This is a genomic window from Pristimantibacillus sp. Z349TD_6, assembly GCF_056173205.1.
This window is the reverse complement of record NZ_CM149662.1, coordinates 7,277,722-7,299,921: the sequence shown is the minus strand read 5'-3', so window position 1 is coordinate 7,299,921 and position 22,200 is coordinate 7,277,722. Positions and strand designations below refer to the sequence as shown.

Here is a 22,200-nt window from a genome sequence, read left to right as displayed (position 1 = left end):
ATGAGCTTCATTTAGTGATCGGCCTGCTGTTAGTTGGGAGAGTTATGTATATAAGGGTGCTTTGCGAGAAAAGCGCCGACCTGACAGAGAGGTAGAGTACTTGATGGCATTTTTGGTTAAAAATGCATGGTTACCGTACACGATTTCGGCATATTACGATCTATTCCAACATAGTTCTTATTCTATAGAACAGTACTATACAATTTCTGAACAAGTTAGGTCTTTTTACTCATATATAGTTACAAAAGCATGAATGATTTTGGGAAAAAAGCCGATATGAAAATAGATAAACGAAAATTTCTAATTGTAAACAAATTTGGATGATTGTGAACGTGATAGGAGTGTAGAAAAATGAGGGTTCTTGTAATCGATGATGAAAGACTGGCTCTCGTTCAACTGGAGCGGGTGCTCCGCCAATCGATGGAAATTACGAGCATTGATGTGTTTCAAAATCCAAAACAAGCAGTGGAGCAGGCGATTGAGCTGCAGCCTGATGTTGTTTTTCTAGATATCCATATGCCTGAATTATCTGGCATTCAAGCAGCAGAGCTTATTCAAGAGACATGTCCGCAAGCAGATATCGTTTTTGTCACGGCGCATGATGAATACGCGATAAAGGCATTTGAGCTGAATGCAGTTGATTATTTGTTAAAACCGCTTCAGAAATCGCGCGTGGAGATAACAATTGAACGTTTATTGAAGCGCAGGAGCACAAAACCGTTGTCGAAAGAAATCGAGAAGCAGGAGCAGACCGTTTATTGTTTTAAAACGCTGCGATTTCAATCCTCCCATGGACAGTCTCCAGAGCTGCCGAAATGGCGAACGGCTAAAGCCCAGGAGCTTTTTTGTTATCTGCTGCATCACCGCGGGCAAATTGTACACAAGTCGATACTGCTCGATTTATTTTTTCCGGAGATGGATATGAAGCGTGCGATGACACAACTGTACACGGCTATCTATCAAATTAGGCAATGTCTTCAGAAAATGAACATGAACATAACGATTCATAATTCCAGTATTCAAGAAGGTTATATTCTCGATTTGGGTCAAGTCGTTCTAGATTTGGAGCAGTGGGAGCAAGGAATGGTTAAGCTTAGCGGTTCGATTTCTGAGGATCAGGATCAGGCATTGCGGCTGCTGGGTGAATATGAGGGCGACTATTTACAGGATTATGGATATCTATGGGCGGAGTATGAGCGAGAGCGTTTGCGTCAGTTATGGCTGAGTTTGGCGAGGATGTTAGCTGCTTATTATTTGGAGCGCGGCGATCGAACAAGCGATGCATTGCAATTGTATGAAAGAATACAAACGTTGGACCCTTACGAGGTGGAGGAGGGGCTGATCGTGATGAGGCTTTATGATGAGCTGGGCTGTTACGATAAGGTGACTTTCCACTATGAGCGTCTTCTTCAAACGATAGAAAATGATTTGGGACTTACCCTTCCTTTGCAGGTGACGGAGTGGTACAAGCAATGGCAGGAGAAGAAAAACGGCAAGGAAATGCTTTTATGAAAGAGGAACAACAGCATAAATGAGAATACATCAGCACAGGAGAGCAACTGACTATGCTGTATGTATTCTTTTTTTGTTTTCCGACGTTGCGCGACTTTAAGGATAACGTTATAATAGATGGGAACAAACATTCTTATTTTGAAATATCAGATGAAATGAAATGACTATATTTGACTATAATGATAAGAGCATATATTTCGGAATGATGGGGGTGGATGATAGGCGTGAGTGAGCTCGCAAAAGAAACAAGGCTGTTTGAGTTAAAATCGGATTATACGCCGCAAGGCGATCAACCAAAGGCAATCGAACAGCTTCTAGAAGGTATTCATGCAGGAAAGAGACATCAGACGCTTCTGGGAGCAACGGGTACAGGCAAGACGTACACAATTGCGAACATGATCGAGAAGCTAAACCGACCAACGCTTGTAATTGCCCATAATAAGACGCTGGCAGCACAGCTGTGCAGTGAGTTCAAAACTTTTTTCCCTGACAATGCAGTAGAGTATTTTGTGAGCTACTATGATTATTATCAGCCGGAAGCATACATCCCTTCAACCGATACGTTTATTGAGAAGGACTCCAGCATAAACGATGAGATCGATAAGCTTCGACATTCAGCGACGAGCTCTTTGTTTGAACGCCGTGATGTGATCATCGTAGCGAGCGTTTCCTGTATTTACGGTCTCGGATCTCCGACGGAATACGGCGGCCTTGTGCTTTCGCTCCGTGTAGGGATGGAGAAGTCGCGGGATGCGATTCTGCATAAGCTGGTCGATATTCAATATCAACGCAACGATATCAGCTTTACGCGCGGAACGTTCCGTGTTCGCGGCGACATTGTTGAGATCTTCCCAGTCGCCAATAATGAGCGGGCTATTCGTGTAGAGCTCTTTGGCGATGAGATTGAGCGCATTTCAGAAATTGATGTGCTCACCGGCGAAATCATTGGCGAACGCGATCATATTGCCATTTTCCCTGCTTCTCACTTCGTTACACAAGAAGAGACGATGAAGGTAGCGCTCGTCAATATTGAGAGGGAGCTGGAGGAACGACTCGCCGAGCTCCGCGAAGCAGGCAAGCTGCTCGAAGCGCAGCGGCTGGAGCAGCGGACGCGCTATGACTTGGAAATGATGGCGGAGATGGGCTTTTGCTCAGGCATTGAGAACTATTCGGGACCGCTCACTTTCAGAGAGCGAGGGGCAACGCCTTATACGCTGCTTGATTATTTCCCTGATGATATGGTTATTGTTATTGATGAGTCCCATGTATCGCTGCCACAGATTCGAGCGATGTATAATGGTGACCGGGCGCGTAAAGAGATGCTTGTTAATCATGGCTTCCGCCTTCCGTCAGCGATGGATAACAGGCCGCTGCGCTTCGAGGAGTTCGAGGCGAAGGCCAAGCAGCTCGTTTATGTATCCGCAACGCCAGGTCCTTATGAGATTGAGCATACCGACAAAATGATTGAACAAATTATTCGTCCTACAGGTCTGATTGATCCGATTATTGATGTCCGCCCAACGAAGGGACAAATCGATGACTTGCTGAACGAGATTCGGGATCGCATTGCGAAGGATGAACGGGTTCTTGTTACAACGCTGACGAAGAAGATGTCAGAGGATTTAACCGATTATATGAAGGAGATAGGCATTAAGGTAAGGTATCTCCATTCCGATATTAAGACGTTGGAGCGATTGGCCATATTGCGTGACCTTAGGCTCGGCGTTTTCCACGTGCTCATTGGAATCAACCTGCTTCGAGAGGGCCTCGATTTGCCTGAGGTATCGCTCGTTACGATTCTCGATGCGGACAAAGAAGGGTTTCTTCGCTCGGATCGCGCGCTTATTCAAACGATTGGACGTGCGGCGAGAAACAGTGAAGGGCGCGTCATCATGTATGGTGATAAGATTACCGATTCTATGGATCGCGCGATCAAAGAAACAGAGCGTCGTCGTACCATTCAGCTGGCATACAACGAGAAACACGGCGTTACGCCGCAAACGATAAAGAAAAAGGTTCACGATGTAATTGAAGCGACGAAGGTAGCCGAGCAGAAAGCCGACTACTTAACCGGTGCTGGCGTGGACAAAATGACCAAGAAAGACCGTCTGGCGCTTGTTCAAAGGCTGGAAGCGGAAATGAAAGACGCAGCAAAAAACTTGCAGTTCGAACGTGCAGCAGAACTGCGGGATGCGCTGCTTGAACTGCGTGCCGAGATGGGCTAAGAAGTAGGAGGAGAAACGATTGGCTAGCGATAAAATAGTTGTGAAGGGCGCTCGCGCCCATAATCTAAAAAACATTGACGTCACGATACCGCGCGACAAATTTGTGGTACTGACGGGGTTAAGCGGCTCCGGTAAATCTTCACTTGCATTTGATACCATCTATGCAGAGGGACAGCGTCGTTACGTTGAATCATTATCCGCTTATGCACGCCAATTTCTTGGGCAAATGGAAAAGCCGGATGTTGATTCTATTGATGGGCTTTCACCAGCTATATCTATTGATCAGAAGACAACAAGCCGCAATCCGCGTTCTACGGTCGGAACGGTTACTGAAATTTATGATTATTTGCGGCTCTTATTTGCCCGTATCGGCAAGCCGCATTGTCCAGAGCATGGGATCGAAATAACGTCGCAGACCGTTGAGCAAATGGTTGACCGAATTATGGAATATCCGGAGAAGACGAAGCTGCAAATTTTGGCTCCGCTTATTTCAGGCCGCAAAGGCGAGCATACCAAGCTGCTCGCTGACATTCAGAAGCAAGGTTTTGTTCGTGTACGTGTGAATGGCGAATTGCGAGAGCTCAGCGAGAAGATTGAGCTGGAAAAAAATAAAAAGCACAGTATTGAAGTGGTTGTCGATCGTATCGTCGTGAAATCAGATATTCAAACGAGGCTGGCGGATTCAATCGAAACTGCACTGAAAATATCTGAGGGCCGCGTGCTCGTTGATATCATCGATCAGGAGGAGCTTCTATTCAGCTCGAATCTGGCTTGTCCAGAATGCGGTTTTAGTATCGAAGAGCTGGAGCCACGCATGTTCTCGTTCAATAGCCCTTACGGGGCATGTCCGGATTGTGATGGTTTAGGTATGAAAATGATCGTTGATCCAGATTTGCTCGTACCTGATATGAGCAAGTCGATTGCGGATGCTGCTTTCCTTGCTTGGGCGGGCAGTACGTCAAATTATTATCCGCAGTTTCTAAGTGCGGTTTGCGTGCATTATGGCATACCGCAGGATGTGCCGGTATCCGAGCTTGAGCCGGAGCAGATGAAGAAGATATTATATGGAACAGGCGGAGAGCGTGTTCGTTTCCTATATGAGAACGATTTTGGGCACCGCAAAGAGGCTTATGTTCCATTCGAAGGCATCGTTCATAACCTTGAGCGGCGTTATAGAGATACCGCATCGGATATGATGCGCGAGCATATTGAGAACTATATGAGTGCTAAGCCATGTGCTGGCTGTAAGGGGCAACGTCTTCGCAAGGAAACATTAGCGGTTACGATCAACGCGCAGCACATTTCCCAAGTCACCTCCTTATCTATTGGAGATGCACAGCGGTACTTTGATTCGTTAAAGCTGTCTCAGAAGGAAATAGCAATCGCAAACTTAATCTTGAAAGAGATCAACAGCCGACTAGGTTTCCTTGTGAATGTAGGATTAGAGTATTTGTCTTTAAGCCGCGCAGCGGGTACACTGTCGGGCGGAGAAGCACAGCGTATTCGATTGGCAACGCAAATCGGCTCAAGCCTTATGGGCGTCCTTTATATATTGGACGAGCCAAGCATTGGGCTGCACCAAAGAGATAATGATCGCTTGATTGAGACGCTTGAGCATATGCGCAACCTTGGAAATACGCTCATCGTCGTTGAGCATGACGAGGATACGATGCTGGCAGCCGATTATATTATCGACATCGGGCCTGGAGCGGGTATACACGGAGGCATGGTCATTGCAGAAGGTACGCCAGAGGAAGTGATGGCGAATGAAAACTCATTGACGGGTCAATATTTGAGTGGACGCAAGTTTATTGAAGTGCCTTCCGAACGCCGCAAGACGAGCGACAAATGGTTAGAGGTTCGTGGCGCGAAGGAAAACAATTTAAGAAACGTAAATGTAAAGATTCCACTTGGTGTATTCTCAGCGGTAACCGGTGTTTCGGGTTCTGGGAAGTCGACCTTCGTTAATGAAATTTTGTACAAAACGTTAGCGCGTGATTTGAACAAAGCGAAGACGCGTCCTGGACAGTACAAGGAAATGCGAGGCATCGAGCATTTGGAGAAGGTCATTGATATTGATCAATCGCCAATCGGCCGAACGCCAAGATCTAATCCAGCTACGTATACCGGGGTATTTGATGATATCCGTGATTTGTATGCGAGTACGACGGAATCGAAAGTACGCGGCTACAAGAAGGGAAGATTCAGCTTCAATGTGAAGGGCGGACGCTGTGAAGCCTGTCGCGGAGATGGAATCATTAAGATTGAGATGCATTTCCTTCCTGATGTCTATGTGCCTTGTGAGATTTGCAAAGGTAAACGATATAATCGAGAGACGCTGGAAGTGAAATACAAAGGTAAAAATATTGCGGAAGTGCTGGAAATGACCATTGAGGACGGTTGTTCATTCTTCGAGAACATTCCTCGTATTCATCGGAAAGTACAGACGCTGCTTGATGTTGGTCTTGGTTATATGAAGCTGGGTCAACCAGCTACCACATTATCAGGTGGTGAAGCGCAGCGCGTTAAGCTGGCTGCTGAGCTTTATCGTCGTTCCACGGGCAAGACGCTTTACATTTTGGATGAACCAACAACGGGCTTGCACGTGCATGACATCGACAGATTGTTGACCGTTCTTCACCGCTTGGTTGATTCAGGTGAATCCGTACTCGTTATTGAGCATAACTTGGACGTCATTAAGACGGCGGATTATTTGATAGATCTAGGTCCAGAAGGCGGCAATGGCGGCGGTATGATTGTGGCAACAGGCACGCCGGAACAGGTTATCAAAGTTGAGCAATCGTATACGGGTAAATATTTAAAACCGATTCTTGAGCGTGATCGCGAACGTACAACAGCACGTCATAAAGAGAATCTAAAGGTTGCTGCGGCAGCCGAATAATGAAGTGAAAAGAGGGAGCAAGCTGAGTATTTACTCAGTTTGCTCCTTCTTTTTTTTGCATATTTTCAACCTAAATTAAATGAAACAACGATTAAGAATAAACGAAAGAAATTCTGCTCAAAAAACGTGTGAACAGATAAAAAGTAAAATATGTTCCAAAATACAAAGATCTAATTCTTATGAGCCTCCCGTTTTTTTTCTAAAATGAAGCATATAAACAAAGTTTGAAGGAGGAGCTTCATGAGACAGAAAAAAACGTTAGTCCAGCTCAGTATGGGAGCAAGGGAGCAAATTGCAGGCTATTTATTCGTTGCTCCTTTAATGATCGGACTCGTTGTACTTACATTGATTCCTGTATTAGGATCACTGCTGCTCAGCTTTACGAGTTGGAATTTTGTTGCGGGAATTGATGCAATAAAATTTATAGGTTTTGATAATTTTGAACGGCTGTTTAATGACTCTGTTTTTATGAAAAGTTTAGTAAACAATCTCATCTTCATTATTACGGTGCCCATTACGATCGTACTGGCATTGGTGCTGTCGATCATTATTGATAAGCATGTGTACTTGAAGGATATGTTTAAAGTCGTTTACTTTTTACCGTACATTTCAAGTGTTGTGGCTGTAGCTATGGTATGGCAGGTGCTCTTCCATCCTTCGTATGGACCGGTAAACAATTTCTTAATTTCGATCGGATTCGAGAATCCACCGAAGTGGCTGGCCGATATCGACTATGCGATGCCATCGTTGATGATGATTCAAATTTGGATTCTGCTCGGCTATAACATTATTATTTTCATAGCTGGCTTGCAGGGCATACCGAAAGATCTTTATGAAGCAGCTGACATTGACGGTGCGAATACATGGACTAAATTCCGTAAAATTACAGTGCCTTGCATATCGCCAACTACGTTCTTCCTGCTCGTAACTGGTATTATTGGTACTTTCAAAATTTTCGATTTGATTCAAGTGTTAACACAGGGTGGTCCCGCTAACTCAACGACCGTTATCGTATATGAATTATATGACACGGCATTCAATCAATTAAAAACAGGCTACGCATCGAGTATGGCTCTCGTACTTTTTGTCATTTGCCTAGCTATAACGGGCTTGCAGATGCTCGCACAAAAAAAATGGGTGAATTATTAATTCAGGAAGGAGGAATTGGCAATGAAAAATGTGAATGTGTCCAAAATCGTATGGACAATTATTATGGCAGCCTTCGGCATGATGTCGCTGCTCCCATTCTTGTGGATGCTGACCACCTCATTCAAGCCGGAAGCAGATGTATTCAACTTTCCAATTGAATGGATTCCAACGAAGTGGCATCTGATCGAAAACTACAAACAAGTGTGGACAGGAGGGTTTCTCCGGTATTACACGAACTCCATATACATTACTTTAACGACAACCGTGATCAATGTATTCGTATGTGCACTGGCAGCGTTCGGCTTTTCAAAACTGCGTTTCCGAGGCAGAGATACGATGTTCCTTCTTGTTCTTGCCTTATATATGGTCCCGCCACAAGCGTCGTTGGTACCGCAATTTTTATTGTTCAACTGGTTGAACCTTATCGATACGCATATTGGTCTTATTCTTATTAACAGCTTTAGTATTATTGGAGCGTTTATGCTCAGACAATTTTTTATGGGCGTAAATAATGAATATATGGAATCAGCGCGCATGGATGGTGCAGGCCATTTCCGTTCCTTTTTTCAAATTGCGCTGCCGCTCATTCGTCCGGGTCTAGCGACCTACGCGATTCTGCGATTTATATGGACATGGAATGATTACCAGTATCCGCTTATCTTTTTGAAGTCGAAGGATCTATTTACGATTCAGCTGGGCATTAGGCTTTTTGGAGACCAATATGGTGATATTTACTCCCTTATGATGGCTGGCGCTGTATCAGCGATTGTTCCTTTGCTCATTATTTTTGCGATTGGTCAAAAACAGGTTATCGAAGGCATTTCTCTTGGCGGTGTAAAAGGGTAACAAAGTCAAAATAGTTTCTCTTCAGTAAAATATGGGAACTTCGAATCAGAAATGAACGTGGTAGGATTTGTTTGTAGACGTTTTCATAACTAGTCGTGTTATAAATATTAGGAGGGTTACGATGAAAAAGAGATTATCGATGATGTTATTGGGGTTAGCAGTATTCGCATCGGCTTGTTCCGGGGGCAATAATGGTGGAAATTCAAATGCTGGCGGCGCGACAAACGCGACTAATGCTCCAAAAGAGCCAGCAGCAGAGCAAGTAACACTGAAGCTAAGCACGTGGCAAACGGACGGCAAGGCAAAGTGGACGGAAGTTATTTCGGCTTTTGAAGAAAAACATCCGAATATTAAGGTAGAACTTGACCTCTTGAATGAAAAAGGCGATTCCATTGCTTCCATGCAAAAGCTGGATCTAATGGCTGCATCCAATGATCAGCTTGATATTATCGAATTGCCTTACACGAACTATTCACAGCGCGCCGATATTGGATTGCTCGAGCCTTTGGATAGCTATATCGAAAAGGATGGCTATAAATACGAAGACGAGTACCTTGTAGACACGAAGGTAAACGATAAAATTTACGCTTTGCCTTCCTCCATGCAGCGTTGGTTCGTGCTACTAAATAAAGAAATGCTCGACGAGGCTGGATTGCCTGTTCCAACGGACTGGACTTGGAAAGAGTTTATGGAATATGCGCAAAAACTAACGAAGGGCGAAGGAACAACGAAACGTTATGGAGCTTATTTGCATAACTGGCCGGATTACTTCCAGCTGCAAATGATGAGCAAGCCTTCGGAAAATACATTCCTGAAAGCGGACGGCACATCCAATGCGACGGACCCTGTGCTTAAAGCTAACTTGGAAATGATGAAAAAAATGATGTACGAAGACAAGAGCGCTAATATGTACGAGGATATTATTTCACAAAAGCTTGCTTACCGTAACCAATATTTCAACGGTCTAGCTGCAATGCTGCCGATGGGTGACTGGATGGTAGCTGAGTCCGGAGGTACGGATGCCATTCCAGCTAATTTCGTAACTGCATTCGCACCGCTTCCGAAATTGGATGGCGAAAGCAAACATTATTCCCCAGTACAACCGACTTATATGGGAGTTGCGGCGAAATCGAAAAATAAAGAAGCGGCTTATACCTTTGTAAGATGGTATACCTCTGAAGGTCTTGCTGTCAGCGGCCGTGTATTCTCCGGCTGGGCGAAGTCTGATTCCAGCAAGCTTATCGATACCATTGTGGCGGCTGCAAAAGATCCTTCAAAAATCGATGTAGAGTCATTGAAATACACGATGAACACTACGGTTCCAGGAAATGCGCCAGTACCTGCCAAATATGCAGATGAAGCGAAAAATACAGTTATTCCAGAAGCGGAATTGTATATCTTAGGCAAACAAGACGTGGATACAACGATTGCGAACATTGATAAAAATATCGCAGAGGTTGTTAAGAATAACGGAAATTAATGACGAGTTTTATTGAAATTGATCTTTCGTATTAAAGGGCTTACAATGTTTTGGGACAGAAAGAGCATCAATTTCTGTCCCTATTCTATTCAGATATGAGGCCTGCACTTGTGTTAATTCGACAAGATTCATTACGGATGAAATTAGTTTGGTCAGCATTGATTTGTTTTGTCATTCCGCTTGCTGTTATTTACCTCGTCACCAACTATTTAACGAAAGATATTATTTTGGACAAAGTGGTCATGAATGCGGAAGATTCGCTCAAGGTTGCTAAATCAGAAATTAACAGCGTGTTTGAGCAGACATTGAATTTATCGAATTTTGTGTTAATGAACGCTGAAATACGTCAAATGCTAATGGTCAACAAAGCTGAGTTAACGCTGCAGGAGCAAAAGCAGGAATATGCGGTTAATTTCAGTAAGCTGTCACGAATTTTGGATGATCTTTTTATTCAAAAAAATGATTTTCAAGTTACGATTTTAGGGGTGAAGGAACCCTTTTATACAAACTATTCACACAGTGATTTGAACCCGAGACTGTGGTATGAGAGAAAATGGTTTCATCAATTAAATGAGCTGCCGATATTTTCTACCTATTGGCTTGGCGAACAAATTCAAACAGATAAGATGACGACGAATTACGTAACGATGGGAAGACCGATCAAGAAGACGGCAAGTATTCCAATTGGCTATATGATCGTTAATATAAATGAGCGCTTAATACGCCCCTATCTTACAACAAACGAAAATCAGGAAATGTTTTTGTTAGACTCAAGCGGCGTCGTGATCTCGCAAGCGAATCCATCCAAAATAGGAGAAAAGCTGCTTTGGTGGAAGCCGGAGGGAATGGGCCGAACGATCGAAATCGAAAGAAAAAAATATGTTTATGTCGAGCAAAAATTAGAGAGCAACGATTGGCGAGTCGTTAGCCTTATTCCAATGTCTGCGGCCATTGATAAGAACAAACAGGTGTTGTTCGTTAGCTTCATCGTTCAAGCCTTGTTCTTCTCGTTATTTTTTGTGCTGTTGACGATTCGAATATCTGCGTTAACGAAGCCTATTCGTGATTTAAGCGTGTTTGTTACGAAAATTGGACGTGGCCAGCTCGACGAGCGCAATAATATACGCGGGCATAACGAAGTCGGTCATTTAGCGAAAACGATAGATTTTATGCTGGATCGCATTCAAGAGATGTTCGAGCAAATTACATTAGAGCAGGCGAAGAAACGAAAAGCGGAGCTAGAAATGCTTCAGGCTCAAATTAATCCGCATTTTATGTTTAACCTGCTCAATTCGATAAGGCTCAATATACTAATTCGAGGGGATCAGGAGAATGCAGAATTAATCAAATCGCTTTCCTCTTTATTGCGAATGACGATTAATCGGGATAACGAGTTTATTCCTCTGGAGGAAGAGGGAGACACCGTGCTCCATTATGTAAAGCTTATGAATTTCCGACACGCCAATCAAGTAAGAGTCGCTTATAACTTTGAGGCTGGCTGCGAGCAGGCATTGGTTCCGCGATTCATGATTCAACCGTTAATAGAGAATGCGATCATTCATGGATTCGAACAATTTGACGGTGAAATATTTATCGATGCGAACAAAGAGCATGACAATGGACGTGAGCTGCTTCGAATTGTGGTGCGAGATAACGGAATTGGAATGACTAAAGATAAGCTGAAAGAGCTTCAAGCGAAAAGTGAGGATATACGCGACCCGCAGGAAAGCGAAAATAAAAGCTTTTCGGGCATCGGCGTAAAAAATGTGTTTCAGAGGCTGCGGCTCGTTTATGGAGAGTATGTCAAAACCACAATTGAAAGCGAGTCAGGTGTCGGAACGAAGATAACATTAATATTCCCATTCGAGTGTAAGAGAGCAGGTGCGCAGCATGTTGACGGCAATTCTAGTGGATGATGATTATCCGGTAGTACGTTATCTCTCTCAAACTGTTTTGTGGCATGAACTTGATATCCATTTGATCGGCTGTTATTCAAACGGTCTTGAGGCTTGGGAGGCAGCATGCCAGAGTCCGCCCGATATTATACTAACCGATATTGGCATGCCAAAAATGAGCGGGCTTGAGATGCTTGAGAAGTTTTGTGAAATTAATCCAAAAGGCAGAGCCGTTGTTCTGTCCTGCCATAATGAATTTAAATATGCACAGCAAGCGCTGAAATTGAATGTGAAAGATTATATTTTGAAAGAAAGCTTGGATGTCGAGCAATTACAAGCCATATTGAAAAATATCGTGACCGATTTGCAATTAGAGAACAAAAAAGCGACGGATATGGTGTTGTACAAGCAAAAGAATCAATCCGCGTTTAAAGAAAAGTTTTTGAAAGACACCTTGTTTCAATCCTATTGGACAAAGGAAGCATGGTTGGAGCAAGCTCGGACGAACGGTATTTCACTCGATGCCAAAAGCTATATTCCACTAGTCGTTATTATTGATCGCATGTCGACCGTTGCAAGCAATAGGAAGTTGAACGATTATACGATTGCATTCTCCGTTGAAAACGTCTTGCACGACTTATTGGATGCTTCACGTTGGGTGACCTTTCGTTATAGCAATAAGCAGTTAGTTATTTTGTACGGCAGCAATGATCCAGCCAAAGAGCAGCAAGAGATTTATTATGCGATGCAGGAAGCTATTGCCGTGATCTACAAGTATTTAAAAATATCCGTTTCCTGTATACAAGGAAGAGAAACGAGAGGGCCAAAAGAAATGCAAGGGGTCCTGCTTCCGATGCTGAAAGAGCCGGAGCATTGCTTTTATCTCAAAGAATCGGCAGTACACAATTTCGGAGTGGTGTCATTCTCCAAAGATGATATGTATACAGATTATTCTCAATTGTTTGCGAGCATCAATCAAAGCATCGCTTTAAATGAACCAGACGAGCTGCGGAAAACGATTGTGGAGTGGACGCATGAGGTTCGAGCAAGAAGGTTTCATCCGAGCAACGTAAAGGAATTAGTGCTGCAGCTGCTTATGGATCTGCAAATGAAAACAAAAGTTACACTGCAGTATCACCCATTCTTATCGGAAGAGAAGCTGTACGATGCGGTGAATGCGATTGAGACATTAGATCATTTGGAAGAATGGATGATCCAGCATTTAAATGAGCTATCCAGAAGGCTAAGTATATATGCGATCAGCTCTAAACGTACGGAAGTGATCAAGGCACAGCAATTTGTTGTGTCGCATGTAACGGAGAAAATGACGCTGGAGGATATGGCCAACCATTTGAACTTGAATTCCAGTTATTTTAGCCGCTTGTTTAAAAAAGAGACAAATCAAAATTTCATCGAATATGTCAATATGGTCAAGCTTCAGAAAGCGAAGGAGCTTCTCCAGCAATCCAGCAAAAGTGTTGAAGAGATTTCCGATTATTTGGGTTATGCCAACAAAAGTTATTTCATTAAGTTGTTCAAACGTGAGATGGGCATGAGACCTAGCGAATATTCGGTTTGGAGCAAAGGTCATTTTGAGTGAAACGGAGAGAGCTTTTATGGCAGCAACGAGAGAATTAGATCAGGTGAGATTACAATCGAAAGCAGATTTGCAGCAAACGGTTAGCGAGGCTTTTGAACCGTTGAAGGAGCGATTCACTCCCGGATACGCAGGTTTGGATCTCGGTGCGACAGGAGCGATTCATAGTGAAGCTATTGCCTTGATGGAAGCTTTTGCCCGTCCATTATGGGGACTAGTTCCGCATGCCTGCGGCGGGGGAGAATCAGATCTGTGGCCGATGTATGTACAGGGCATTATTCACGGAACCGATCCGGATCATGAGGAGTATTGGGGCAGTTTCGGAACGAAAGACCAGAGAATGGTAGAGCAATCTATTCTTGGCTTAGGACTCGCGCTTGCTCCCCATAAAATATGGGAACCGCTAACTGACAAGCAAAAAGACAATGTATACCGCTGGCTTAATCAAATAAATCTCGTTGATCGTTCCAATCCGAATAACTGGCTGATGTTTACGGTACTAGTGAATGTGGGCTTCCAAAAAGTAGGTTTGCCGCATGATCAGGACATAATGGACAACTACCTGGACACTATTGATTCCTATTACTTAAGCGACGGCTGGTATTCGGATGGGAAGACGGATCAGCGGGACTATTATATTCCGTTTGCCATGCATTATTATGGACTCCTCTATGCCAAGCTGATGGAGAAAGAGGATGCGGAGCGGGCTGCGCGTTACCGTGAGCGCGCAAGCCTATTCGCTCAGGAATTCATACATTGGTTCGCGGAGGATGGAAGCAGCATCCCATTCGGGCGCAGCCTCACGTATCGTTTTGCACAAGTTTCTTTCTGGAGTGCGTTAGTATTTGCGGATGTGCTGCCTTTCTCCATGGGAGTGATGAAAGGCATTATTATGCGCCATTTGCGCTGGTGGTTCTCACAGCCGATCTTTACGCCTGATGGTTTGCTAAGTATCGGATATGCTTATCCGAATTTACTGATGGGCGAAGGCTATAATGCGCCAGGATCTCCTTATTGGTCGTATAAAGCATTTCTTATTTTAGCTTTGCCGGATGAGCATCCCTTCTGGCAGGCAGAGGAAGAGGCATTGCCGGAGCTTAAGCCGCTTGTCGCTCAGCCGCATGCACGTATGACCATTAGCCGTCCGGAAGGTCATAAGCATGTTATTGCCTATGGCTCAGGCCAAATGGCTAACTTCGATATGTCGCATAGCGCGGCAAAATATTCGAAATTCGCCTACTCGACTTTATTCGGCTTCAGTGTGCCAAAAGGTTACTACGGGCTTACGCAGGGGGCATATGATTCGACACTTGCGCTAAGTGAATGTGATGAGCATTATCGTGTCCGGCGATTTTGTGAGGAGTTTCGAATTCAGGAGCAATCGGTCTACTCCCGCTGGCTGCCATGGGCAAATGTGGAGGTACAGACATGGATTATACCGGCGGGCTTGTGGCATGTTCGTGTACATCGAATCAAGACGGAGCGCGAGCTTGATGTCGCCGAGGGCGGATTTGCGATTCAGACGTTGGCAGGAGACGCAAAGGAACAAGCTGATGTCCTAACGATAACGGGAGCCGTGCTGGCAAAAATGCCAGGCGGGATGAGCGGAATGATTAACATTTCCGGCTTCGAACAAGCGATGATGGTTTATCCAGAGGCGAATACGAATGTGCTTAAGCCTCGAACGATGATACCAACGCTAACCGCTCGTTTGAAACAAGGTGAGCATGTAATCATATCCGCTGTCTTTGGTGCGACGAATAGCAAAGAGAACGAGTTGGAGTGGTCAAGCCCTCCTAGCGTTGAGCAGGATAGCTCGGGGAAAATGATAATCGGAAATATAATTCATAATGACATTTTTCTGAGGTGATAAATAGTGATGTGGCAAACAGCAATTGACGATGCGATAGTTAAAGTGAAACAAAATATAGGTAAACATCCCGGCAAGCTGCCGCATATTTCGGAGGGGCAGCGTTATGAGTGGGGAGAAAATGATGACTGGATCGAAGGCTTTTATATTGGCATGATGTGGCTTGCCTATGAATCTAGTGAAGATGTTTTCTATAAGGAAGCAGCTGAGTCCTTTTTGCCGAACTTTAAAGATCGGCTTGATCGCCATGTAGCACTCGATCATCATGATATTGGTTTCCTATATTCGTTGTCAGCCGTTGCAGAGTGGCGAGTGACAGGAAGCGAAGAGGCCCGTATGGTGGCGCTTGAAGCTGCTGAAAGGCTCTATTCACGCTGGCGGCCGAGGATAGGGATCATTCAAGCCTGGGGCAAAGAGGATGACCCGGAAAACGGGGGACGAATGATCATTGATTGTTTAATGAATCTTCCACTGTTGTTCTGGGCTTACGAACAGACCGGCGAACAAAAATATTATGATATTGCCTACAAACATGCTTGTGCCAGTCAAAAATTTCTAGTTCGTGGCGACCGATCATCGTATCATACGTTTTACTTCGATCCTAAGACGGGGCATGCGCTTCGAGGCGGGACTCATCAAGGTTATGAGGATGGCTCGACTTGGACAAGAGGGCAAGCCTGGGGCATTTATGGATTTGCACTCGCATATCGCTATACAAAGGATGCCGCTTTTTTGGAGACGTCCAAACGGCTGGCTCATTACTTTATTGAGCATTTGCCCGAGGATCATGTCGCTTATTGGGATTTTGATGTACCGATGGAATGGGATACGCCTCGTGACAGCTCAGCATCGGCTATTGCAGTATGCGGCATGTTGGAGCTGATGGAGCTGCTTGCTGAAGGGGATGCCGATCTTGCTATATTCGAAAAGGCCATTCATAGCAGCATGAATTCATTAGCTCAGCATTATGCAACAACAGATCTTCCGAATGCGGAGGGGCTGCTGAAGCATGGCTCTTATCATGTGCGGGGCGATCGTGCGCCGGATGATTATATGATTTGGGGCGATTATTATTATTTAGAAGCGTTAATTCGCATGAACAAAGGCATTAAAGGGTATTGGTAGCCTATGTAGATGCTTAGAAACAAGCTTAGCTGAATGATCTTGTCCACCCCTATAAGAAGAGGCTGTCACTTTAGGTTTATAACCTTTAGCGGCAGCCTCTTTTCTGTGTAGGGTGTCAAGATTCATCTGCATTGCTAGTTTGGCAAAGAGGTTTAGCTGCATTTTTTGCAATAGGTAAAAATTATACGATATCAGTCAAATCTGTTCATTATAGCGAAGTTTGGTTTCTGTCTATAATAGTACAAAGTTTAATTGTAAGTGCTTACATAGAGGGAGGAGGCAAGGAGAACGTGAAAGGGAAAAAGCTGTTATTCGTCGTATGCAGCATGCTTATTGTACTTATTGCTGGAGCATTATCGCTGGGTAACATGCCTGCTCTAAACCCTGCGGATAAGACAGCGTTTACGATCGATAATTACGATGTATCGGAAAGTGAATTTCAAGCTTTTTTACAAAGCAACAAGGCTCTAACGACAAGTTATTTCAAGCGAACTTATAATGCCGATTATGACAAGGATTTTTGGGCAGCATCTTTCAACGGTGAAAACCCGCTGGAGTATGCGAAGCAAAAAGCTATGGATGAGCTTGTGAAGGTGAAAATGGAGCAAATCATTTTGAAGGAGAATGGTATCCTCAGTGACATTTCTTACGAAGCGTTCTTGAAGAGCTATGATCACGAAAATAAGGATAGAGCAAAAAAAGCAGCTAACAATCAGCCTATCTACGGCCCCAAGAAGTATGGGAAAGCAGAGTACTACTCCTATTATCAAAGCATGAACGTTCAGAAGCTCATCGATAAATGGGCGAAAGAAGCGCAAAGTACGCTGCCCGACCAAGAGCTTAAACTTTATTATGACAAGGTGAAGCAGCAGTATTTTCACAAAGGGTATGAATTTGATTACGAGAAAATTTCCATGGATAGCCAAGCGGACATGAAGGAGCAGCTGACACTTAATCTGGCGGAAACCTCCAAAGAGGATACACTATCGCAAAATCTTTACACCCTATTTCTTGGCCTCTCGGAAGGCGAGTATAGCGATATCGATCAATCAGGCGAGGGAATGTATAGGTACAGGCTTCTAGCAAAGAGAGATAAAGGCATTGAAAAGTATGAGGATGTTAAGAACGCCGTCATTCAACTGTATGTGCAGGAGCGGCTAGAAGAAGAAGTGAGCAAGCGTTTGAAACAGACGAAGATTGAATTTAATAAGGAGGTGTTTCCAAAAATAACGTTTATGTCGTAAGTCTATCAAAAATAATAGGAGGATGATTTTTTTGAAGCATTATATGCAGCAAAAGCTTGTATCCATGGTTCTATTAGTCGCACTCTTAACGACAATAGCGATTCCCGCTGTTTCAGCACAGGAAACGGGCGTACCGCTGGAGGATTCGCAGCCGCTTGCTATAGCAGAGCAGTCGGTAACAGGCTCGACATATTATGTCAGCAATGAGGGCAATGACGATAATGATGGCAAATCGGAGGATAAAGCTTGGGCATCGCTAGAGAAGGTTAATAGCGTAGGCTGGAAGCCTGGCGATCGCATTTTATTCAAGGCTGGCGATGTATGGAATGGTTCATTGAAGCTAAGAGGAATATCAGGCACCAAAGAAGCACCGATCATCTTCGATAAATATGGCAGTGATGATCCTTCTGTAAGGCCGATCATTAACGGCAATGGAACAACAACGACAGAGAAATCAGCTATTATTCAAAATTATACTGGCGTGAAGGATAAAACATTATCCGCTACGATCGACGTTGTGGACGGCAGCTACCTGCAGTTTCACAACTTTGAATTAACGAATAAAAACCCTGACGTTGTCTCGCAGCGGGCAGGCATTAACATTAGAACAGCTTCAACCAATGTAACGGAATGGGAAGCTAACCCGCACCGAGGAATCGTAGTTAAGAACAACTATATCCACGATGTCGATGGCAACCCTACGGGCTGGAAGGTAGGCAGCGGCGGCATTCTGATCCTTGGCAATATTGAGGATGTGCTCGTTGAAGGAAATACGGTGGAGCGGGTCGATATTGAAGGCATTCGAAATGCGGGTCTTTACCGAGAAGGCGATACGAAAGCCAATTTCCCGAGAGTTCTGCGAAATGTAGTGTTCAATAACAACTATGTTGCCGATGTGCAAGGTGACGGCTTCGTTATGAGCAACGTGGGCAGCAACGGCAGAATGGAATACAATACGGTCGTCAGGCATTCGGCGAAAAATGTAGGCAACGTCAATTATGCCGGCCTATGGGTCATTGGCGTTAAGGATATGGTCATTCAATACAATGAAGTGTATGGCGGTATTTATGGCTACAATGATGGGCAGGCCTTTGACGTAGATATGTTTTGCGAAGGAACTCTCTATCAATATAACTACAGCCACAGCAACCGTGGTGGATTCATATTATTTATGAGCGGCTCAACAAACTCTCTCGTTCGCTATAATATTAGTGTAAATGATGGAGATGGTCGATATATATTCCATTATCTTCCTACTACACTTGGAGATGCTCCATTAATTCATAACAATACTTTCTTTACCGATGCGCAGGTGCAGACGAAGCTGATCAGCGATCCTGGAAAATACTTAAGAATGTACAATAATATCTTTTACTCCAAGGCTAATACAACGATTGGACAAGACCGCTTTGCTGGCGGCGAAGTGAAAAATAATATTTTTTATCCGGGCAGCGAGTACAAGGATTTGAAGCTGACTGGATTATCATTGGATCAAAACTTGTTTGCAAGTCCGCAATTCGCAAGAGCGGGTGAAGAGCCCAAAGATATCATTAATGCTAGCCAAAGCACATTTGATGTAGAAAAATTGAACGGATACAAATTGCTGCCAGGCTCACCGGCAATCGATGCAGGGATGGATATGACAGCATTGACGCCATCGGTATGGGCACCTGCAACTAAAGACTTCTTTAATAATGCGATCACATCTGCAGCTAAAGTGGATATCGGAGCGCATGAATATTCGAATGATGCGCCAAGCGAGCAGGCACCAGAGGTAATGCCGCAAACGATTGTCATTGACAAGCCTGTGCTGGAGCTTCATGCAAAGCATAGAGGCGAGAAGATGACGGCTTCGGTTGGTCCAGACAACGCATGGTTTAAAGGAATCAAATGGTCGAGCAGCAATCCTGCAGTGGCCGCCATTAATGCGCAAGGTTTTGTATCCCCGCTGCTTGAGGGCGAAACGATCATTACAGCTGAAAGCACTATTAATCCGAGTGTGAAAGCTGAAGCGCGAGTCATTGTTCATGCGCCTTCAAAGGTTGTATCCTACCTTGTTGCTTCAGACGGAACGGAGTTATCGGAGGAGAAGACTACGCTGCAGCTAAGAATTGACGGCGTGACAGAGGATCAAAATGCGATTGAATATGCGGATTATCATCAAGTAGAATATGCAACGAATAATGAGAATGTCGTTGTAGACTCGTTGACAGGCAAGCTTGAGGTGATCGGCGATCTAACAGGTGTCACTGAGGTTGAGGTTTCTGCTAAGGTGCAGGAATACAAGGACTTGGTCTACTCGGAAAGCTTCGAGAACGGCTGGAATGACTTCTTGCCAGAGACCGGTACGAGTATTACGACGGGCAGCATTTCGGATAAGGTCGCTTATCATGGCGATCAAAGTGCGCTATTTGTTGTTGGAAACGGCAGCAATGCCATTCAAAAGGTGTTTGGCGGCAAGCAGCAGGGCGTCGTATCGATGATGCTTTATGATGACGGCTCCGAAAGCTCGAAGACGCGGGTTGTCGCGCATGTCGGAAATGCAAGAAGCAGCCTGCTTGCAGGCATGGGCTTATTGTATGACGGCGGCACTTATGGATCGCTGGAGTATTATTCAGTAAGGGCAAGCGGATCTTCAACCGCATGGGAAGCCACTCCGGTGAAACGAAGCGTCGGATGGCATGAACTGAAGTGGGATTACACATCAGGTACAGATTTAAAGATGTATATCGATGGGCAATTGGTGAAAACAACGACAGCGATTGCAAGCTTCGACAGAATCGTACTCGGTTATTTATGGGATAGTGCAAATGGACGTACATTTGCTTTCGACAATATTAAATATTCTTCGACTGGCGAATTAGTTTCATCGGGGGCAAAAGCGCTGACTCTTTCCGTAAAACAACCAGAGCCAGAGGCGCCAGCATGGGAAAACGCAGTAGTGACGGCTTCGAATGTGACGAATACGGGAGTAACATTAAACTGGACACCGGCTGTTGATGCGCCAAGCATTGCAGAATATGCCATTTACAAGGATGGCGTCAAACTGGCGAGCGTTGCAGGCAGTGTGTATAGCTACCAAGCCAGCGGACTATCTGCGGATACGTCTTACACGTTCAAGATTGAAGCGGGCAACGCAGGCGGCAAGTGGAGTGAGGATGGTCCAAGTGTTGTCGTGAAAACAAATGTGGATACACCATCGCCTGGTGGTACACCTGAAGGCGGTACAACCAATCCTGATCCGGTGAATCCAGGTGGAAAAGATCCTGAGAAACCGACAACGGACATTGTACTAACGGACATTGAAGGACACTGGGCATCGGATGCCATTCAGCAAGCGGTTGAGCTTAAATTCATTAATGGCTATACGGACAATTCCTTCCGTCCAAATGCAAGCGTAACGCGCGGAGAGTTTGCTGCAATGCTGGCAAGAGCTCTGCATCTAGAAGAACAAAGCGATGCTGATTTTGCAGATATCGACATGATTCCTGCATGGGCAAGACCTTATATTGCGAGTGTAGTGAACGCAGGTATCGCAAGCGGGTTCGAGGATAATACGTATCGTCCGGCTCAAGCAATTACGCGCGCAGAGGTGGCAGCTATGATCGTACGTGCGAAGAAGCTGCCTCTAGAGAACAATGCCGAGCTATCGTTTAAAGACGCTGATCAAATCCCAAATTGGGCAAAACCTTATGTGGCAGCAGCATTCAAAGCGGGACTACTTCAAGGTAGGGATGGCGGCATATTCGCTCCTGCGGATCAGGCAACAAGGGCAGAAGCGGTAACTTTAATTTTAGCATTGCTGAATAGCAAGTAGCTCGTTAGGGATCGGGAAGAGTGAAATACTTCCCGATTCCTTATTTAGTTATTTTATTATTTCATCAAGAACGTAGACTCATTCAGCACCGTCAAAATGCTGTTATAGATCTTGGTAGAGATGGACAATTTATAGATGAGGGCTTATTAGTAAAATGCCGGCTCTAAGCTAAAGATTCATTTTTTTTAGTAAATCGTGACAAACTTGTTACGAATGAAGATTCGGACTTGCGCCTTGAGCCACAAAAAGCTAACATATAGTAAAATAGGTTACGTGCGAAAAAAAGGAGGTCCCTTCATGTTTTTGGCAGAAGCAGCAGCTCAAACAGCAAGTAAAATTGGAACTTTCGATTGGTTTATGTTGGCCTTTACCGTATTGATCGCAATCGGACTGGTTCGACTACTGACCGCTCGTCCGAAGAAAAACATTTTTGCAATCGGTTTTACAACCGTTTCACTCGCATTGTTTTTGTTGATTGATTTCATTATGATCACAAAGGTTTGGATGGCGTAACAGCATACATAGAAAAAAGGTCTGC

13 protein-coding genes are annotated in these 22,200 nt (G+C 44.5%); all 13 read left to right on the top strand.

Annotated elements, in window-relative coordinates:
• Positions 1–351: 351 nt before the first annotated feature.
• Positions 352–1,512 carry a response regulator gene (locus tag AC0VYE_RS31665; RefSeq protein WP_475444738.1) on the top strand — a complete coding sequence of 387 codons (1,161 nt, stop codon included), beginning with the start codon at positions 352–354 and terminating at the stop codon, positions 1,510–1,512.
• 224 nt (positions 1,513–1,736) lie between these two features.
• Entirely contained in the window at positions 1,737–3,737 is a 2,001-nt protein-coding gene (gene uvrB / locus AC0VYE_RS31660) for an excinuclease ABC subunit UvrB (RefSeq protein WP_076266604.1), read from the top strand.
• 19 nt (positions 3,738–3,756) lie between these two features.
• Positions 3,757–6,639 carry an excinuclease ABC subunit UvrA gene (gene uvrA / locus AC0VYE_RS31655; RefSeq protein WP_339205325.1) on the top strand — a complete coding sequence of 961 codons (2,883 nt, stop codon included), beginning with the start codon at positions 3,757–3,759 and terminating at the stop codon, positions 6,637–6,639.
• A gap of 240 nt (positions 6,640–6,879) precedes the next feature.
• On the top strand, positions 6,880–7,788 hold the full coding sequence (locus AC0VYE_RS31650) for a carbohydrate ABC transporter permease (RefSeq protein WP_475444735.1): 909 nt from the start codon (positions 6,880–6,882) through the stop codon (positions 7,786–7,788).
• Positions 7,789–7,809: 21 nt separating this feature from the next.
• Positions 7,810–8,634 (top strand): carbohydrate ABC transporter permease, encoded by an 825-nt coding sequence (locus AC0VYE_RS31645; RefSeq protein WP_339205323.1) that lies wholly within the window; start codon positions 7,810–7,812, stop codon positions 8,632–8,634.
• A 121-nt stretch (positions 8,635–8,755) separates the two neighbouring features.
• A complete protein-coding gene (locus AC0VYE_RS31640; RefSeq protein ID WP_475444732.1) occupies positions 8,756–10,114 on the top strand; it encodes an ABC transporter substrate-binding protein in 1,359 nt (452 codons plus the stop codon).
• A 110-nt stretch (positions 10,115–10,224) separates the two neighbouring features.
• Positions 10,225–12,030: a cache domain-containing sensor histidine kinase gene (locus tag AC0VYE_RS31635; protein WP_475444730.1), complete on the top strand. Its 1,806-nt coding sequence runs from the start codon at positions 10,225–10,227 to the stop codon at positions 12,028–12,030.
• Positions 12,005–13,609 (top strand): response regulator transcription factor, encoded by a 1,605-nt coding sequence (locus AC0VYE_RS31630; RefSeq protein ID WP_475444728.1) that lies wholly within the window; start codon positions 12,005–12,007, stop codon positions 13,607–13,609. Before AC0VYE_RS31635 ends, AC0VYE_RS31630 begins: the two co-directional genes overlap by 26 nt.
• 16 nt (positions 13,610–13,625) lie before the next feature.
• Positions 13,626–15,476 carry a DUF2264 domain-containing protein gene (locus tag AC0VYE_RS31625; RefSeq protein ID WP_475444726.1) on the top strand — a complete coding sequence of 617 codons (1,851 nt, stop codon included), beginning with the start codon at positions 13,626–13,628 and terminating at the stop codon, positions 15,474–15,476.
• 9 nt (positions 15,477–15,485) lie between these two features.
• Positions 15,486–16,601 (top strand): glycoside hydrolase family 88 protein, encoded by a 1,116-nt coding sequence (locus AC0VYE_RS31620; protein ID WP_179089751.1) that lies wholly within the window; start codon positions 15,486–15,488, stop codon positions 16,599–16,601.
• A 290-nt stretch (positions 16,602–16,891) separates the two neighbouring features.
• Complete coding sequence (locus AC0VYE_RS31615) at positions 16,892–17,845, top strand: hypothetical protein (protein ID WP_475444723.1); 954 nt, start codon at positions 16,892–16,894, stop codon at positions 17,843–17,845.
• Positions 17,846–17,876: 31 nt separating this feature from the next.
• Positions 17,877–21,662: an S-layer homology domain-containing protein gene (locus tag AC0VYE_RS31610; RefSeq protein WP_475444721.1), complete on the top strand. Its 3,786-nt coding sequence runs from the start codon at positions 17,877–17,879 to the stop codon at positions 21,660–21,662.
• Between the two features lie 297 nt (positions 21,663–21,959).
• Entirely contained in the window at positions 21,960–22,175 is a 216-nt protein-coding gene (locus AC0VYE_RS31605; RefSeq protein WP_076266151.1) for a hypothetical protein, read from the top strand.
• The last annotated feature ends 25 nt before the right edge of the window (positions 22,176–22,200 follow it).

Excerpts from the sequence above, each read along its gene's own strand:
- AC0VYE_RS31665 (WP_475444738.1), top strand. The coding sequence starts at position 352 with ATGAGGGTTCTTGTAATCGATGATGAAAGACTGGCTCTCGTTCAACTG.
- AC0VYE_RS31650 (WP_475444735.1), top strand. The coding sequence starts at position 6,880 with ATGAGACAGAAAAAAACGTTAGTCCAGCTCAGTATGGGAGCAAGGGAG.
- AC0VYE_RS31645 (WP_339205323.1), top strand. The coding sequence starts at position 7,810 with ATGAAAAATGTGAATGTGTCCAAAATCGTATGGACAATTATTATGGCA.
- AC0VYE_RS31640 (WP_475444732.1), top strand. The coding sequence starts at position 8,756 with ATGAAAAAGAGATTATCGATGATGTTATTGGGGTTAGCAGTATTCGCA.
- AC0VYE_RS31630 (WP_475444728.1), top strand. The coding sequence starts at position 12,005 with ATGTTGACGGCAATTCTAGTGGATGATGATTATCCGGTAGTACGTTAT.
- AC0VYE_RS31625 (WP_475444726.1), top strand. The coding sequence starts at position 13,626 with ATGGCAGCAACGAGAGAATTAGATCAGGTGAGATTACAATCGAAAGCA.
- AC0VYE_RS31620 (WP_179089751.1), top strand. The coding sequence starts at position 15,486 with ATGTGGCAAACAGCAATTGACGATGCGATAGTTAAAGTGAAACAAAAT.
- AC0VYE_RS31605 (WP_076266151.1), top strand. The coding sequence starts at position 21,960 with ATGTTTTTGGCAGAAGCAGCAGCTCAAACAGCAAGTAAAATTGGAACT.